This is a genomic window from Psychrobacter sp. PG1, from assembly GCF_014897815.1.
In the GTDB taxonomy this organism is placed as follows: Bacteria; Pseudomonadota; Gammaproteobacteria; order Pseudomonadales; family Moraxellaceae; genus Psychrobacter.
In genome coordinates this window covers 1-14,914 of the sequence record NZ_JABUZG010000038.1, presented here as the reverse complement: position 1 = coordinate 14,914, position 14,914 = coordinate 1, and the positions used below count along the sequence as shown (strand labels likewise).

The 14,914-nt window shown below is 42.4% G+C and carries 12 protein-coding genes; 6 read left to right on the top strand and 6 right to left on the bottom strand.

The window, feature by feature from the left end; genetic code table 11:
- Positions 1-30 precede the first annotated feature (30 nt).
- Entirely contained in the window at positions 31-1,125 is a 1,095-nt protein-coding gene (locus INT03_RS02140) for a sulfate ABC transporter substrate-binding protein (RefSeq protein ID WP_193007383.1), read from the bottom strand.
- A 249-nt stretch (positions 1,126-1,374) separates the two neighbouring features.
- Positions 1,375-2,502 (bottom strand): sulfate ABC transporter substrate-binding protein, encoded by a 1,128-nt coding sequence (locus tag INT03_RS02135; protein WP_193007382.1) that lies wholly within the window; start codon positions 2,500-2,502, stop codon positions 1,375-1,377.
- 418 nt (positions 2,503-2,920) lie between these two features.
- Here INT03_RS02135 and INT03_RS02130 point away from each other — a divergent pair, with 418 nt between their 5' ends.
- Positions 2,921-3,415 carry a hypothetical protein gene (locus INT03_RS02130; protein ID WP_226950167.1) on the top strand — a complete coding sequence of 165 codons (495 nt, stop codon included), beginning with the start codon at positions 2,921-2,923 and terminating at the stop codon, positions 3,413-3,415.
- Between the two features lie 134 nt (positions 3,416-3,549).
- Here the strand turns inward: INT03_RS02130 and sat are convergent, their stop codons facing one another.
- Positions 3,550-4,812 (bottom strand): sulfate adenylyltransferase, encoded by a 1,263-nt coding sequence (gene sat / locus INT03_RS02125; RefSeq protein ID WP_193007380.1) that lies wholly within the window; start codon positions 4,810-4,812, stop codon positions 3,550-3,552.
- Positions 4,813-5,155: 343 nt separating this feature from the next.
- On the opposite strand from sat, the gene INT03_RS02120 reads away from it, so the two are divergent.
- From INT03_RS02120 to INT03_RS02110, 3 genes are read left to right on the top strand one after another with little or no spacing between them, the layout of a single operon-like run.
- Complete coding sequence (locus tag INT03_RS02120; RefSeq protein WP_193007379.1) at positions 5,156-6,841, top strand: nitrite/sulfite reductase; 1,686 nt, start codon at positions 5,156-5,158, stop codon at positions 6,839-6,841.
- Entirely contained in the window at positions 6,834-7,424 is a 591-nt protein-coding gene (locus INT03_RS02115; RefSeq protein WP_193007378.1) for a DUF934 domain-containing protein, read from the top strand. Before INT03_RS02120 ends, INT03_RS02115 begins: the two co-directional genes overlap by 8 nt.
- Positions 7,425-7,482: 58 nt before the next feature.
- On the top strand, positions 7,483-8,121 hold the full coding sequence (locus tag INT03_RS02110; protein WP_193007377.1) for a phosphoadenosine phosphosulfate reductase family protein: 639 nt from the start codon (positions 7,483-7,485) through the stop codon (positions 8,119-8,121).
- 158 nt (positions 8,122-8,279) lie between these two features.
- Here INT03_RS02110 and INT03_RS02105 read toward each other — a convergent pair whose 3' ends face one another.
- Positions 8,280-9,095, bottom strand: a complete 816-nt coding sequence (locus tag INT03_RS02105) for a DUF817 family protein (RefSeq protein ID WP_193007376.1) — start codon at positions 9,093-9,095, stop codon at positions 8,280-8,282.
- Between the two features lie 390 nt (positions 9,096-9,485).
- Between INT03_RS02105 and INT03_RS02100 the strand changes: the two genes are divergently transcribed.
- Entirely contained in the window at positions 9,486-10,436 is a 951-nt protein-coding gene (locus tag INT03_RS02100; protein WP_193007375.1) for an acetyltransferase, read from the top strand.
- A 145-nt stretch (positions 10,437-10,581) separates the two neighbouring features.
- On the opposite strand, the gene INT03_RS02095 is transcribed toward INT03_RS02100, so the two are convergent.
- A complete protein-coding gene (locus tag INT03_RS02095; RefSeq protein ID WP_193007374.1) occupies positions 10,582-11,673 on the bottom strand; it encodes a WG repeat-containing protein in 1,092 nt (363 codons plus the stop codon).
- 210 nt (positions 11,674-11,883) lie between these two features.
- Here INT03_RS02095 and cysG point away from each other — a divergent pair, with 210 nt between their 5' ends.
- Positions 11,884-13,536: a siroheme synthase CysG gene (cysG, locus tag INT03_RS02090; RefSeq protein WP_193007373.1), complete on the top strand. Its 1,653-nt coding sequence runs from the start codon at positions 11,884-11,886 to the stop codon at positions 13,534-13,536.
- Between the two features lie 116 nt (positions 13,537-13,652).
- On the opposite strand, the gene INT03_RS02085 is transcribed toward cysG, so the two are convergent.
- Positions 13,653-14,663, bottom strand: a complete 1,011-nt coding sequence (locus tag INT03_RS02085) for a glycosyltransferase (RefSeq protein ID WP_193007372.1) — start codon at positions 14,661-14,663, stop codon at positions 13,653-13,655.
- Positions 14,664-14,914: the final 251 nt, after the last annotated feature.

The window sequence follows — 14,914 nt, the reverse complement described above, 5'->3', positions numbered from 1 at the left end:
AGTAGCTTCTCTTATGCACTTAGCAAGTGATTACTGCGGTGCGTTAATGGCTAGCTGGTCGAATACACCGCCATCGCTGAAGTAGGTACCCATGATTTCATCCCACGTGCCAAAGGCATCATTTGGACGGAAGGTTTCGATTGGTGGTAATTTATCACCATTTTTATCAAGGACGCTTTTGACGCTAGGACGCAAGTATAGATTGGCTGCTAGCTGCTGGGCAGGCTCGCTCCATAAGTAGTCAAGATAAGCTTTTGCGGCATCCGTTGTGCCTTTTTTATCTGTCACTGACTTGACAATCGCAACAGGGCTTTCTGATTTAATAGAGTATTTAGGATAAACGATATCTACTTTACCCGCACCGAAATCAGTGGCGGCAAGGTTGGCTTCATTTTCAAAAGTCACTAGGACATCACCAATACCACGTTGAACGAAAGTGGTGGTCGCGGCGCGCCCGCCATTTTCATAAACTTTGACGTTTTTAAGCATGTCTTTCACGTAGTTTTTGGCACTGGCCTCGTTTTTATCAAAAGCATGTAAGCCATAACCATAAGCGCCCAAGAACGCATAACGACCATTACCCGTCACTTTTGGATTGGCCATGACGATCTCAACGCCTTCTTTGGTCAAATCTTCCCAGTCATTGATGCCTTTTGGATTGTCTTTACGGACTAAGAATACGATGGTACTGGTAAAAGGCACGGCATTGTCTGGGAATTTACTTTCCCAATCTGATTCAACCAAACCTTTTTTCTCAAGCAGCTCAATATCAGAGCCTTGGTTCATGGTAGCGACATCTGCTTGCAGACCATTGGCAACCGACAGCGCTTGTTTGCTTGAGCCACCATGTGACTGCTTGATTAGAATATTGCTGTTTGGATTTTCAGCTTTATAATGCTCAACGAATAATGGGTTGTAGTCTTTATAAAAGTCACGTGCCACATCATATGAGACGTTCAGTAGCTCAATATTTTGACCTTCTGTGGCAGCGGTGCCATCTGCATTAGCAGTCGTTTCTGTCTCGCTATTGCTACAGCCAGCCAGCCCTAAGGTTAATGCAACGCCTGCAATGCTCAAGACGTGACGTTTTTTACTTTTTTGTTGATAGTGCAAAGCGTATGTCATAAATTCCTCAAAGGTATCTGTTAAGTAATGCAAGTATGCTAACAGTGCCATCTTATTATGTTTAATGATGAATATGCGTATGTTATTGCCAAAATGGAATAACAAAGGGATAAACACAAGGTTATCAATTACTTAAATAGTATCGTTAACACATAAGGCTGACACCCTACTAACTACCCGCTCTGGCTCATACAAATTGAGCACTTTGAGCATGTATCAGGTCATTGACGATCTCTTGATAAAGGCTCCCTACTTCACTCTTGCCAGCTGATCAAAACGCCCACCATCGACAAAGAAAGTGTCCATAATCTGCTCCCAAGAACCAAATACTGCTACTGGCTCAAAAGTCTCAATATCAGGCAAGGTTGCTTTGTGAGCTGCCAGCACTTGTGGGTTACTTGGACGCATATACATCTCTGCCATGAGCTCTTGTGCTGGGGTGTCCCATAAGCCTTTTAGGTAAGCATTCGCCGCTGCCGTCTTGCCGCCCTTGTCAGTGACGGCTGTTACGACCGCCACTGGGTTGGCAATCACAATAGAATAACTGGGATAAACGATATTGACCTGTCCTTTGGCAAATTGCTGGGCAGTCAAATGTGCTTCGTTTTCGGTCGTGATCAACACATCACCTAGACCACGCTGAGTAAAGCTGGTCGTCGCAGCGCGCGCCCCATTGTCATAAGTGACCACATTTGCCAGCAGCTTTTTGATAAAGTCATTGGTTTTTACAGGGTTTTCATTACTGTTTTCTTTGAATTGGTGCAAACCATAACCGTAGGCACCTAAGAAGGCATAACGCGCCGTGCCACTGGTTTTCGGGTTCGGGATGACCACATCGATATCATTACGGGCCAAATCTGACCAGTCTTTGATATTTTTTGGATTACCAGCGCGGACCAGTAGCACCATGGTGCTGGTGTACGGTACGGCATTATTTGGTAGTGCTTGCTGCCAGTCAGCAGCGACCAAGCCTTTTTCAACCAATAAATTCATGTCAGTTTCTTGGTTGAAAGTAACCACATCAGCCTGTAAACCATTGGCAACAGATAGCGCTTGCTTACTAGACCCACCATGCGATTGGTTAACCTTTACCTCGCTGTCTGGATGGGTTCTGAGATACTCGGTACTAAACAACTCGTTATAGTCTCTATAAAAATCGCGAGACACATCATAAGAGACATTGAGTAGATTGACATCTTGCGTCTCGCCACTGGCATTATTTGCCGCGTCATCTTGCGTCGCTTCGGTTGGACTGCAGCCTGTCATTATCATCGCTGCTGCGAGCATGCCGCTGGTGGCAAGTACACGCGCTTTTACAGGCTTATTATTAGTTGATTGAATGCTAGCAATGCTAATTTGTTGGAATTTTTTTTGCATGATGCTCTCGATAAAAGTATTAGAAGCGTTTGTCAAAATCTTGACCATCATCACAGAGCCTACAATTTTTTGAGTTCGGTTGTCGGGATGATGCAAGCTATGCTAGCAGCATAAATAGCAAACGCTTAGTGACGAATTAGCTTATCGACTAGTGAAGTTGGCATAAGTGATAAGAGCAATCGTTTTGCATTCGTTTTGCATTATTAAGAACAAAATGGGTTGAGTAGTTGCTGACAGGTTTATTAAGTAGACTATGACTTGGGTAGGCTGTACCATTATTTGTACGTCATAAAGCTTATTGTATCAATAATCCTTTTATCATCTCGCTACTATGCAAACCTTACCCTCCTACTTGACCAAAGGCCCTTATATGAATACTTCATACCGTCAATTTCGTTCTATTGTAGGGCTAATAATTATGACCGCTACCCTAGCTGCTTTAACAGGCTGTAATAGTATGTCGCCTACGGTGAATAGTGATAGCCACAGCACTGTTAAAATAGTCACTAGTGAAACACTAGCCATGCCAGTGAGTAACAACAATATTCTTGGAGACAAGGTTTCAGCGGATTACGCTACTGCCGACTACGACAAACGAGCACAAGGCTATGATTGGGTTGGCGTGATGGTACGAGCAGATGGTGATCGACAGATTGACATTAAAGTTCGCTCACGCAGCGATATCAAAAAACCTACTGGTCATTTCGATGGTAAGGCGACATTAATGGGCCAAGATACTGCTCACGGTACGATTTTTCAGGCAAAAGTAAATGACAGCACTGCTTTTTTCCAGTTTAAGGGCGACACCCTCATCATCGACAGCCCAGATAAATATGCACTGAACTATTTTTGCTCAGGTGGAGGCTCGCTTGCGGGAGAATATAAAAAGCTGGCAGCAGGTTTAGATATTTAAGAGACAGCGCTAGTATGCGTTAAGTTGTTTTCCATTTTAAAAATAGTGATAAAAACAAAAAGGTGCCAGACTATAAGTCTGACACCTTTTTTACGACTGGCTTAGTACAAGTTTTTTATACTGATGATCAGTTTTTATACGGCAGATGCACCCGTTAATTTAACCTCAGCACGCTCTTCTTTTGCGATGCCAGCATAGTAGTCACGCAAAATCTGTAATACTTCTGGGCGACTAAAGTTATCTGGTACATCTTCATCTTCCGATAGTGCTTTACGCAGCTTAGTACCTGACACTTTAACGTGTTCAGAGGCGTCATGCGGGCAAGTCTTGTCAGAGGCCATCGCATTACAAGCATTACACCAGAACGTCCAGCCAATTTTGAGCGGCTGAGTGATAAGGTCATCTTTACCAACGTGCTCAAAAATCGTTTGCGCATCAAACGCACCGTAGTAATCGCCGACACCCGCATGGTCACGACCAACAATCAGATGGCTACAGCCATAGTTTTGGCGGAATAACGCATGTAATAAGGCTTCACGTGGACCAGCATAGCGCATATCTAATGGATAACCTGCTTGAATCACCGTGTCTTGCTTGAAGTAATTATCAATCAAGGTTTTGATGGCTTCTTGACGGACTTCTGCTGGGATGTCGCCAGGTTTCAATGCGCCTAATAATGAATGAATCAGTACACCATCGCAGATCTCAATTGCGATTTTGGCCAGATATTCATGTGAGCGGTGCATCGGGTTACGCGTTTGGAAAGCCGCCACAGTCTTCCAGTTTTTCTCTTCAAAGATTTGACGTGTTTGCGCGGGCGTTTTATAGATACCAGGATAACGCGTTGGGAACTCGCCTTCGCTCAGTACTTCTACGCTACCTGCAATATTGACCTCATCTTGATCCAACACTTGCTGGACGCCTGGATGCTCTGGATCTGTGGTGGTAAATACTTGCTGACACTCGTGTTCTTTATCAATGGTATAGGTCTCTTCTACTGTTAAGATGCCCATAACTTCGCCATCTTGTGCGACCAATGCCACTTTGTCGCCTTGACTCAAATTATCCGCAGTTTCTTTTGGCGCAGACAAAGTGATAGGAATTGGCCAAAACAAGCCAGCGTTTTCACCGCTTTGCAGACGCATGTTGTCTACCACGCCCTGCCAGTCCGCTTGATTCATAAAACCATTTAACGGAGTAAAACCACCAATACCGAACATGATTAAATCACCACGCTCACGTGAGCTTAGAGTGATGGTCGGCAATGTGCTGGCAAGCTCTAATGCTTGATCACGTGCTGCACCGTTTAATAATAGTGGCTTAAGCTCTGCACTACCATGTGGTGGAACCAGCTTTGATTTGAATTGTGATTGGGTTTGGCTTTGAGTTTGAGACATATAGTTATTAAAACCTCTTATAAAAAGAATGGTTGGAAGAGATGAGCAAAAATGCAAAAGCGATTAAATGTACAAAACTGAGAAGAAAGCCGTCGCTAGATAATAAGTAGCGTACTAGCGACTGGGCATTAAATTTGATACGCATAGGCTACCTAACTTTCGTTATGAAAATTTATGCTGTGTTTGGATATGGATATGTCTGAAAGGAATTTATGTTTCTGGGTACAAGCTTATATGATGTATAGCTGAATTATTTACATTGCGAACGGCAATAAAACCTATTACACACGCAAATCATTTTCGTCGCTGATTTTAAGATTAAAAACAAAACTGAGATTACGTCATGTATCAATATAATTACGCTGACCAGACTTTGGTAGAGGAACGAGTTGCCCAATTTCGCGACCAAACCGAGCGGTTTTTGGCAGGTGAGCTGCCAGAAGAGCAGTTTTTGCCGCTGCGATTACAAAACGGCCTTTATATTCAGCGTTATGCACCGATGTTGCGTATCGCTATTCCTTACGGGCTACTTGCCAGCTACCAATTGCGAAAATTGGCTGAGATTGCCCGTAAATATGATAGAGGTTATGGACACTTCACTACCCGTACCAATATTCAGCTGAATTGGCCAAAGCTAGAAGACGTGCCAGATATTTTGGCAGAGCTGGCATCAGTACAGATGCACTCGATCCAAACCTCGGGCAACTGTATTCGTAACACAACCACCGATCCATATGCTGGTATTCATAAAGAAGAAATCGCTGATCCACGTCCCTATTGTGAGATTATCCGTCAGTGGTCAACCTTTCATCCTGAGTTTGCCTTTTTACCGCGTAAATTTAAAATTGCAGTCATCGGTACCGAAGCGGATCGCGCTGCGACACAAGTACATGATGTGGGTCTGCACGTCGTTACCAATGACGCAGGCGAGCTTGGCTTTGAAGTGATCGTTGGTGGTGGCCTCGGGCGTACGCCTATTATTGGTAAAACGATTCGCAAGTTCTTACCGCGCGAGCATTTACTCAGCTATCTCGATGCCGTTTTGCGCGTTTATAACTTGCATGGTCGCCGTGATAACAAGTACAAAGCCCGTATTAAAATTTTGGTTGATAGCTTAGGTGGCGATCAGTTTGGCAAATTGGTGGAGGCTGAGTGGGAAGCACATACTAAAGATGGCCCGCTTACCTTGACTGAAGAGAATTTTGACACCGCTGCTAGCTACTTTAGCATGCCTGATTATCAGTCATTTGATGCGCTCGCAGTACAATCAGAGTTGCAAGCACAATTGGCAGACAATAAAGATTTCGCTGATTGGTATAAGCAAAACACCGTGGCACATAAGGTGGACGGTTACCGTGCGGTAGTGATCTCTTTAAAAGCCGGACTGGTGGACGGTCGTTATGTGCCATCAGGTGACTTGAGTGATGCGCAAATGGATGCGCTTGCCGATTTGTCTGATCGTTATAGCTTTGGTGAATTGCGCGGTACGTATCAGCAAAATCTGGTATTCGCTGATGTGCAAACCAATGAGCTTTATGAATTGTGGCAGCAGCTAGCAGAATTGCATTTAGCGCGCGCCAATATCAACACCTTAACTGACATGATTGTCTGCCCAGGTTGGGACTACTGCTCGCTTGCCAATGCAACGACGCATAACATCGCTGAACAAATCGAAAAGCAGTTTGATGATTTAGATTACTTGTATGATCTTGGTGATATTCGCCTAAACATGTCAGGCTGCATGAATGCTTGCGCCCATCATCACACAGGTGATATCGGCATCTTGGGTGTGGACAAAAAAGGCGAGCACTGGTATCAGATTAGCCTTGGCGGTAACTCTAGTAATGACGCCAAATTGGGCAAAATCTTAGGAAAAGCGGTGCCAGCGGATGATGTGGCCAGCACGCTACAAACCATTTTAGATGTGTATCTCGATATACGCGGCACTAACGAACAAGATGTTGAGGGTTTTGGTGACGTGATTGACCGCGTTGGTATCGCCCCCTTTAAGGAGAAGGTCTATGGCTAATCATCATGTGCTTGATAGCCATGGCGCAGACATCAGTGGCGAAGATACTTGGCAAGCGCTAGCGACAGCGCAGCTGCCTGACGGTATCGCGTTATCAAACCTGACCTTACTTGAGCTGTTACACAAACAAGAAAAAGTTGATGTACTTGTCCCACTAGCAGATTTATTAAATGCTGATGGCAAACTGGCAAACGGTTTGCTCGCGCAAGTATTGGATATCCTCAAGCAGCACAGCAGCCGATTGGGTGTGTGGATCACATCCAACACCGATGCTGATGATCTGCCTGATGTAAAAGAATTTTTATTGACGCAAGACTTGATCGTCATTCATGTCCCAAGTTTTGTAGACGGTCGCGGTTTTAGTTTTGCACAGACCCTGCGTCAGCTTGGTTATGAAGGTGATATTCGCATGGCAGGCGCGTTTGGTCGTGATCAAATCGCTTATTTGCTGCGCGCTGGTGCTACTAGCTTTGTACTCAATGAGCATGATGCTAAACCTGATATTAGCCAAGCCTTCACTGCCCTAGCCAGTAGCTATGATGGTCGAGACGCTTCAGCATTACCGATGTTCTCAAAAAACTGATTTTATTATTCACTATCAAATCGCTATTTTTATATTAACAATTATTAAGGAATGTATTATGAGCCAATTACACCCAAACCTAGATATCGACCAAGCAAACCAAGATTTGCAAGGTAAATCACCTGAGCAAATCGTTGAGTGGGCATTGACGCAAGCCAAAAACCCAATCATCACCACCAACTTCCGTCCTTATGAGTCAGCGATCTTGCATTTGGTTGCCAAGCAGCGCCCTGACATCACCGTATTATGGGTAGATTCAGGCTATAACACCGATGCGACCTATCAGTTTGCCAACAAATTGATTCGTGATCTTGATCTCAACGTCGTGACGTATATTCCAAAACAAACCGCTGCCCATCGTGACGCCACCATGAATGGCATCCCAGGCATTGACAACCCGCAACATGGCGAGTTCACTGAACAAGTGAAACTTGAGCCATTCCGCCGCGCGCTAGATGAGCTAAAGCCTGACGTGTGGTTCAATGCCATTCGTAAAGATCAAACGGAATTCCGTCAAGGTCTTGATGTACTTAGCCTATCAAAAGATGGCGTGTTAAAAGTAGCACCATTGTTTGAAAACACTGACGCCGATTTAGATGTTTATCTCGAAGAGCATAACTTGCCGAATGAATTTGATTACTTTGATCCGACGAAAGTAGAAGAAAGCCGTGAGTGTGGTTTGCATACGCAGTTGTAATTTTAGCAGCAATCCATAAAGTAAAAGCCCTCTTATGATTTAAGAGGGCTTTTTTTATTTTCATATTCGATTCAATATTCAGTCCCACAAAATTTGAATCTATAATCCAAGCGCTAGCGCTACTGCCAAAACAATGAGAACACACGCAAGTATCAAAATTATCGAGCTAACTGCCAACCGCCTTTCTCATCCCTTTTACCCATGACTGCCAAAACCAACACTAGACTTAACATCAGTAATAAGTACCAAGAGCCCAGCTTACCCCAACCTACCATATGCCATACATTCGCTTGTGACGGATAACGCCAAATATTGGTAAAAGTAGCAATATTTTCTGCCAACCAAACCAAAAAAGCGAGGAACAACAGTAATGGTAAAAATGGACATTGATATTGCTTGGTATCACGCAATTGAAGATTATTTTTGTGATGGATTTGAAAAAACACTCTGGTTTTCCAAAATAAAACTACTGAAGCGATGAACAATATATTGCGAATATCAGGGACAAAAAACTTAGTGAAGAAGTTGGCATAAGAAAAAATAACCAATACACTCACCCATAGTAAACGTGGCAAGTCGGTAAAAGAGGCATTAAACAATCTTAAGCCACGCGCTAAAAAACTACCTACGGCCGAATACATAAAACCGGCAAAAAGTGGCACAGTGGCAATTCTAAAAATTGCTGGTTCAGGATAGTACCAAGAACCAATTTTGGGATGGGTTAAAAACAGCTCCATTGCCATGGCCATGATATGAAAAATAGCAATGACCCATACCTCACGCGGTGTCTCTAACTTGAAATAAACCAAAAAGACTTGAATAATTAAAGCGTATCCCAACAAGAGATCGTAGCGATAGATGCCAAGAACCGACCAGCTTATTTGATGAGTCAGTACAAAAGCCAATAATAAAAGGATGCCAAACAAAGCAGACGCTAAACTTAGCACGGCGCCACGCGGAATAATGTTCAACACCTTAGATTAGCACTACAATCATATTGACTACCGTTTATTGCTTTAACAGCTCGCTTAATACGCTATGGTGAACCATGACATACATCCTCCTCTTCCTCACAATAGCTTATTATATAAAGTATTCATTAGAGGCCGCCAAACTATAGCAAATACTCCGCTTAATAGACAATTTTCTATTATTTTTGAATATCTCTATCTGTATAAAGAAGTCAGCATTTGAATAATTAACGTTTCTTGAACGTTTTATTGTCTAACATTGCGGTATTCTATGGCTTGCCTCAGTGGCTGCTCGGCATTAAACCGACGCTATAAAGCCGCATCATGGACAAAGTTACTCATCCTTTTTTATTTCCTTATAGGCACTCGCGCTCATCAATATGGATATTTATTATGTCTTTTATAAAAAAAATCGATTCACTCTATGAAAAACTGCACGATAAGCTACCAGCGGTAGGCAAGACCGCCTCTTTTTTAACTGGTACGAGTGTTCTTACTGCCAATAGTGCGATGGTGGGTCTGCCCATCTGGACTTTGGGAGCGGCAAAAGTATTGACAGGAGCAAAAGCTGCGGATGATGCGCTGATTGCGATTACCAAATACTGGATTAATAGTAATAACGCCGTCATTGATCATGCCCTACCTCATAAAGACTGGCGCATTAACCTGCCTGACGACCTGAGCGAAGACAAGCAGTATCTATTGGTAAGCAACCATCAATCGTGGGTTGACACCAGCATTGTGCAATATATCAGCCAAGATACGCTGCCTCTGACACGGTTTTTTACCAAGTTTAATCTGATTTATATTCCTGTTATCGGTCAAGCCTTTTATTTCTTAGACTTTCCGATGATGAAGCGCTTTTCTGCCAAAGCGATGGCCAAGAATCCAGAGCTTAAAAAACAAAACCTGCTTGAGGCTAAGCGTGCTTGTCGTCAATTAAAGGACAAACCTTTCGCGCTATTAAACTATTTGGAAGGGACGCGCTTTACTAAAGAAAAACATGACCAACAAAAATCCCCTTATCAGCATTTGTTAAAACCACGGGCTGGCGGTTTGTCATTAGCAATTAATGCGTTAGGCACTGAGTTGGATTCTATCTTAGACGTGACCATTGTCTACCCAGACGGCGCGCCTGACTATGATGATTTATGGAAAGGCAATATTCGCCGTTTGGGCGTCGATGTGACTCGCTTAAAGATACCAGACGAATTATTTGCTGCCATCATGGACGGCGGCTATGACCGTGATGAAACCACCAAAAAAATGATGTTTGACTGGTTAGAGGATATCTGGCAACAAAAAGATGCCCGTATGACTAAGATGCTGAGTGAGTTTGAATAGGTTTTGGCATCCGGTTAAAGATGTTTGATATTCTTACGCCTATCACGTAAATCAAATGCCTTACGTGATAGGTCAAGTTCATCACAAGATCAGACTTTAGCTTAGCTCCAAATTTTTCTGTAAATAAATAGTTATAAGAGCTAAATCAATGCAGTCGCTGTCCTCGTTTATCGATATAGTAGCCTTCGCCATCTTTATAAACATAAGCTTTGCCGTCAAGGAAGGAGTCAACTTGATCATAATCAAAGGGAATGACTGTCTGTCCTGCTTTATTTAGATAACCACCTTTACCATTTTTATGAACTGCAACCAGACCTTCAGAGAACTTGTCACTCAAATTATAAATTAAAGGAATGACGATATTGCCTTTTTTATCAATAAATCCCATTTTATATCTTTCGACTGTACCGACCTCGTACGTTGTTTTATAAGCATTATTAACCAATGCTAAGCCGTCAGAAAACTTACCAGCGGAATCATAAGAAAAGTCAATAATTCCTTCACCTAGTTTATTGATATATCCGTATTTTTTGTGAAGCTTGACTGGCGCTAGACCTTCTTGAAAGCTACTGGCGTAATCATATTGTAAAGAAATAATTTGCTCACCCTTATTGTTAAAGAAACCCCACTTGTCATCTTTAGCAACAGCAACCAAACCTTCTATTAAATAATTTACATTATCGTATTCTATCGGTATGACTAGCTTGCCTTTATCATTCATAAAGCCCCACTTATCATCCTTTTGTACGCTAACCAATCCCTCTGAAAACCCACCTACTTCATCATATATTATAGGAATAACGACTTTATTTTTTTTATTGACGTAACCCCATTTCCCACCTTTACTGACGGCTATTAGATTAAATTCAAAGCTGGGACTCACTTCATCATATTCTATGGGGATTATTTGTTCATTCATTTTGTTAATTAAGCCCCACTTACCATTCAGGCTGACTCGCGATAATCCTTTAAAAAAAGCATTGGCATCGTCATACTTAACTGGAATAACTATCTTATTATTCTTATCAATAAAACCATATTTATCATCTTGCTCTATTCTTGCCATCCCTTCATAAAAATCATTATCGCTCTCATAAACCATTTCCTTTGTATCGTCTTTCTCTAATTTAGACTCTAAATTGGTTGCGGCTTGACCATTTAGCATCAAACCAAAGGATAATCCAAATATAGCAAAAGAATATGTTATTGGTTTTCTGCGATTATTGTTCAGAATCATGGTTCTTATCTTCACTATTTAAATTTCAAGACTGAAATTATGTCTTATATTGACTAAGATTGCACATTCTAATCTATTCCCTTTTACACCAAAAACCCTCACCAACATGACAAAAACGAATATGCTAATGCCAATTCGCTACGTGAGCGTATGCCTGTGATACATCATAATAGCGACATACCTTACATTGAATGAATTACAGGTAATCCTATGAACACCTTTCCATTATTTTTTAAATTAGAAGGTCGCAAAGTACTTATCGTCGGCGGCGGCGATGTGGCGCTACGTAAAGCGGATTTGCTCAGCCGTGCTGGCGCGTGTATTATTGTCCTTGCACCAAGCATTAGCCACGAAATACAAGCCTTGTTAAGTGATAGCAAGCACGAATTGATTTATAAAAACTATAATAAAACCTATATGACAGACTCGCGCGTCATTATTGCTGCCACTGACGATGAGACACTTAACCATCAAATACATGCTGATGCCACTGAGCTAAACATTCCAGTTAATGTAGTCGATACGCCCCATTTGTGCGATTTTATCTTCCCCGCGATTGTTGATCGCAATCCAATCGTGATTGGCATATCGTCAAACGGCAAAGCGCCAGTGCTGGCACGTCTATTGCGAGCACGCCTCGAAACCTTGATTCCGCAAGGTTATGGTAAATTGGCCAAGCTGGCTGGCGAGTTTCGAAGTGAAGTCAAAGCCAAAATTCCAACATTGACGGGACGTCGACAGTTTTGGGAGCGTGCCTTTGAGGGTCAAGTCAGTCAGCTGATGTTTGCCGGTAATGAAAAGGAAGCAGCTGCGCAATTAAAGTTAGATCTAGATAGCACCACTGCGGCAATCACTGCAAAAAATACCGCAGATGATAATGCGCTTAGCACTGTTGCGGAATCCGCTTCAACCTCTGCTCCCGTGATATCAGATGCGCCAATAGAAACAGAAAACGCTATAGGCGAAGTCTATATCGTTGGTGCAGGCCCAGGTGACCCAGAGCTGCTCACTTTTAAAGCGCTGCGTTTGATGCAACAAGCGGATATCGTCTACTATGATGCGCTCGTCTCACCACAAGTATTAGACCTATGCCGCCGTGATGCTGATAAAGTGTTTGTTGGCAAAAAACGTAGCAATCATGCTGTGGCGCAATTGGGCATCAATGAGTTGTTGGTCAATAGCGCAAAAGAAGGTCGCCGTGTGGTGCGTCTAAAAGGTGGTGATCCTTTCATCTTTGGTCGTGGCGGCGAAGAAATTGAGAGTTTGCGTGCGCACAGTATCCCTTATCAAGTCGTACCTGGTATTACCGCTGCCAATGCCGCTGCCAGTTATGCTGGCATTCCATTGACTCACCGTGACCATTCGCAGTCGGTACGTTTTGTCACTGGATTTTTAAAGGCTGGCGCACCCAATAGCAATTTTAAGAGCTTTTTGAATACGGATGAAACAGTCGTCTTTTATATGGGGTTGCATTCGCTGGCGCGTTTGACGACAGGCTTGATTGATGCAGGGCGCAGTAGCGACACCCCAATCGCCATTGTCTCCAATGCTAGCATGCCCAATCAGCAAGTATTAACGGGAACGCTTGCTGACATCGTTGAGTTGCAAGAAAAAAATCAGCTACCCACGCCAGCCTTGCTCATCATGGGAGATGTGGTCGCGCTTCATCATGATTTGGCTTGGTATAACCTACAAAATCAGCAGAAAAATAAAAATAGTGACACTACAGCTAATAACTGGTTACGTGGTGGTACAGCGGCTACCCCAAAAACTGACCATACTAGCCAGCAAGCCCATGCCTTATCTATGGTAGCCAACTTAGCAACGGCTGATGATGGGTTGGAGCAGTTAGTGATTGGTTAAATCAAGGCTTTTAACTCGCACAAAAAAACCTACCCTTAATTGCTGGTAGGTTTTTGTATTTAACGGGTACTTTCTGATAACTTATACTATAAGCATCTTTCTCTAGTAGAAGCTATCTATAGCTCGATAAAATCTACAATATGCTGTAGCCATTGATCATAGTTATAGTTTTCTAATACATGAGCACTCGCATAACGCATCATCTCTATCTGCTGTTTGGTATACCCTTTAGATAACTGTGCAAATAACTCATCCGCGTGTTCACGACTCTCAATCACTTCACACATACCCTCAAAGCGTGTACTTACTGATACGCTAGGATTACTCACAGCCAAACGTCCACATGCCATAATCTCAATTAAACGACGAGAGAACATACTTGGTGAGTCCGTCACGGTATTGACGTTCAGACAGTGTGAGTACTGACGGTATACATCACCCGTCTTATTATAATGAACATTGGGGAATACTGTGGTGTTAGGTAAATCGGGATAGCGATACACCTCAGGGTTGCGATCTGAGTTGCGATCTATGATATCCAAGCCATAGGGGGATGCAGCGCTGAATGCCATATCCTGCCATTGTTGCCTAGCATTGTGGATATGCTTACTATAACTGCCGATAAATAGGCTCTTACGGTAACGCGGTGATGATGTGGCAGGATAATGGAACTTAGGCTGTACTGCAAAGGGTAACACCCCTACTTTTACTTTATCACCCAATATCGCTTGGTAGCGCTCAACACAGTTTGAGTCAACGGTCAGTATATATTTGAATAAACTGGCAGAGTCTATAAAACGGTTAAAGTGAGCCCCGTCTTCTTTATTCCAAAATACAGCAGGCACGTTATATTTGTCTGCCAGCTCCAACAGTTTACGCAGCTCGATATTATTGCGCTCAGGATAGTCAGGATAGTTGGCGATCTTGTAGCGCCATGCATCCTTATACCCTCGCCATACAGATTCGACTAATATAAAGTCTGGTTTGAATATCTTAAATAACTGAAACCAGTTTTTATTTTTAATTTGAAAAATTTTTACAGAACTTTCGTCCAATGCCAAAGAGGTTAGCTCGTCGCTTATTAAAGCTATTCTAGGTTCTTTAGAGGTATTGAATAGATATCTCATTTTTTACACCTACTAAATAGAATAGCTAATACTATAGCAACTATATCGTTTTTTTATGTATAAAAACAATATAGTCTTAGTTAATCAGTAGAAATTTAACATTTGAAAATCAAAAAAAATACTTTATATTCAGTATTAAAAAGTATTTATCTATAATTTCAGCTGTCGATGGATATTTTCTCTGAATTAAACTTTCTAATATTTCCTTGCTCTATATCTCTAATGAAAGCTTTAATATAAAAAACTCCGTT

Bases quoted from the DNA above. Each gene is read 5' to 3' on its own strand.
- INT03_RS02085 (WP_193007372.1), bottom strand. From the start codon at position 14,663: ATGAGATATCTATTCAATACCTCTAAAGAACCTAGAATAGCTTTAATA.
- INT03_RS02120 (WP_193007379.1), top strand. From the start codon at position 5,156: ATGTATCAATATAATTACGCTGACCAGACTTTGGTAGAGGAACGAGTT.
- INT03_RS02135 (WP_193007382.1), bottom strand. From the start codon at position 2,502: ATGCAAAAAAAATTCCAACAAATTAGCATTGCTAGCATTCAATCAACT.
- cysG (WP_193007373.1), top strand. From the start codon at position 11,884: ATGAACACCTTTCCATTATTTTTTAAATTAGAAGGTCGCAAAGTACTT.
- INT03_RS02115 (WP_193007378.1), top strand. From the start codon at position 6,834: ATGGCTAATCATCATGTGCTTGATAGCCATGGCGCAGACATCAGTGGC.
- INT03_RS02130 (WP_226950167.1), top strand. From the start codon at position 2,921: ATGACCGCTACCCTAGCTGCTTTAACAGGCTGTAATAGTATGTCGCCT.
- INT03_RS02140 (WP_193007383.1), bottom strand. From the start codon at position 1,125: ATGACATACGCTTTGCACTATCAACAAAAAAGTAAAAAACGTCACGTC.
- INT03_RS02095 (WP_193007374.1), bottom strand. From the start codon at position 11,673: ATGATTCTGAACAATAATCGCAGAAAACCAATAACATATTCTTTTGCT.
- INT03_RS02100 (WP_193007375.1), top strand. From the start codon at position 9,486: ATGTCTTTTATAAAAAAAATCGATTCACTCTATGAAAAACTGCACGAT.
- INT03_RS02110 (WP_193007377.1), top strand. From the start codon at position 7,483: ATGAGCCAATTACACCCAAACCTAGATATCGACCAAGCAAACCAAGAT.
- sat (WP_193007380.1), bottom strand. From the start codon at position 4,812: ATGTCTCAAACTCAAAGCCAAACCCAATCACAATTCAAATCAAAGCTG.